Raw genomic sequence first — 1,930 nt, 5'->3', positions numbered from 1 at the left:
TGATCTCGTCAACCCCGCGACGAACCTGCGACACCGTGCGCGCCAGGTTCTCCTGCATCCGCTTGAGCGCCGCAAACAACTGGCCTATCTCGTTGCTGTTGCGAACCTCTACCCGCGCCGTCAGGTCCCCGTTGGCAATCTTGTCAAAGTGCTGGCCAGCCTCGACCAGGGGACGCACGACCAGCCGGCCGAACACCATGCGCGCTACCAGCATCAACACCAGCGCCAGCGCCACCGCCACGCCGACCGCAGCCACCGCGCGCTGGAAGTTGGCCTGCGCCGCCGCCACGTTGGCGCTCTGCTGCGCCTGGATATAGTCGCTGAACTCCGCGATAGCCTCGATGAAGGTCGCGCTGCGCGGCGTGCCATACTCATTGTTGACCATGTAAAAGGTCGAATAGTCTTCGCTGCGCAGGGCTTCGACCATCGTATCGACCCCATCATCGATATACGCGCGGTAGCGGCGTACCAGGTTCATCGACAGACGGCGGCCGGTGTCGTCTTCCAGCATATTCTGCTGGAAGTCCGAGAAGCGCTTGCGCACGCCATCAAGGCGGGTGGTGGCGGAATCGAGCGCTTCCTTGGCGCCTTGCGCCGCGCTTTCGCCCGACCCCCAGCCAGACTCCTGCAAATAGCGCGCAGCCACCATCAGGTCGACGCGTGCGCGCAGCATGTCGCTGTTGATGATCTCGACCTGTTTGGCGCGGTCCGTCAGGTCCTGGATCCGGCGGATCGATTCATAGTTGGTCTGCAGGAAGTACGCCGCCAGCACGCCCACGGCTGCAATCAGCAGCGCGAAGAAGGCCATTACCGCCAGCAGCAAGGTGCCCACCCGCGCGTCGCGGATCTTCCAGGATCGTTTCTGTTTCGGGGCGCGCGCCCGCTTCTTGGTCTTGGCCGGCTTGGTACCGGCGTCGTAACTCGCTTCCATAGCTTCCCCGTCCATCACGAATATTCGGAAAAACACACATCGCCGGCGTGCGCCGGCGTCCGTTAGACCCTGGCTGATCGCGCCACTGCGGTCATTGCGCCGGCGGCGCCGGCACTGCAGCCCAGGGAGCGCCGGCGGGCCCATCCAGCCGCGCCGGCGGCGGACCCAGCAACTTGCGCCGCTCCCACGGCTCCAGCAAAACGTTGGTGCTGTCCACCAGGCCCAGCAGTCGGCCGTCGGGGCCGAAACGCAACAAGGCCTGCTTGCGGCCGTACAGACCGTCGGTCACCCAGGTAGCGTGGTACGACCACAGTGCCAGGGTGCTTCCGTCGGATTGGCCGTACAGCGTCTGCGGCGCGGCCCCCAATGCATAGGCGGCCTCGTCCATGGTCGACACGCCCGGCGTCAGCGCCGACAACTGCGACGCGTCGAAGTTTCGGCCGGTAGTCATGCAGCCCGACAGCAGGGCCGCCATGGCCAGTACCGCCGTCGCCATGCGCATACCCGTTTGCGCCAGGCGAACGCGCATCATCTGCGCATGCATCAGAAGGATTCCCAATCGTCGTCGGCCGACGATGCGCGCGGGTTCGCCTGCGAGCCCGCCGCCGCCCGTTGCGGCGTGAAAGCGCGCGCGGACCTGGGCGCCACGGCGCCATCGGAAGCCTGGTGCGCGGCAACCTTGCGCCGAGCCTGCGGGGCAGCCCCGGCGGCCGGCGCGGCGGCCGCTTGCGGACGCGTCGCCGCGCGGGCAGGTTCCTGTGCAGGCTGGGCGGCCTTCAGCTGCCGCGGCGCCGACTCGGGCATGGCCTGCCTGGGCTGGCCAGGGGCAGCGGGCGGGCGCGCGCCATCGGCCACGCGCGGCGCGCGCTGCGCGCTCAACTGCTGCGCGGGCACTTCGATGACTTCGCCGGTATTGATCTTGAACACCGCCACGGCTTCGGCCAGGCGCTGCGCCTGCTCCTGCAGCGAACCCGCCGCCGCGGCCGCTTCCTCGAGTAC

Annotated in this window: 2 protein-coding genes and 1 pseudogene; all 3 read right to left on the bottom strand. The window is 67.9% G+C overall.

Going from position 1 to position 1,930, the window contains the following annotated elements; genetic code table 11:
• The coding region (locus tag CAL18_RS05815; RefSeq protein WP_141217747.1) for a Tar ligand binding domain-containing protein at nucleotides 1-931 on the bottom strand (931 nt) is incomplete at its 3' end.
• A 91-nt stretch (nucleotides 932-1,022) separates the two neighbouring features.
• Entirely contained in the window at nucleotides 1,023-1,433 is a 411-nt protein-coding gene (locus CAL18_RS05810; protein ID WP_094796742.1) for a hypothetical protein, read from the bottom strand.
• Nucleotides 1,434-1,474: 41 nt separating this feature from the next.
• Nucleotides 1,475-1,930, bottom strand: a pseudogene (locus tag CAL18_RS05805) (methyl-accepting chemotaxis protein); the annotation flags it as partial.

The sequence above is a fragment of the Bordetella genomosp. 7 genome (assembly GCF_002261415.1).
GTDB lineage: Bacteria > Pseudomonadota > Gammaproteobacteria > Burkholderiales > Burkholderiaceae_B > Bordetella_A.
This window is presented reverse-complemented; position numbering and strand designations above follow the sequence as displayed.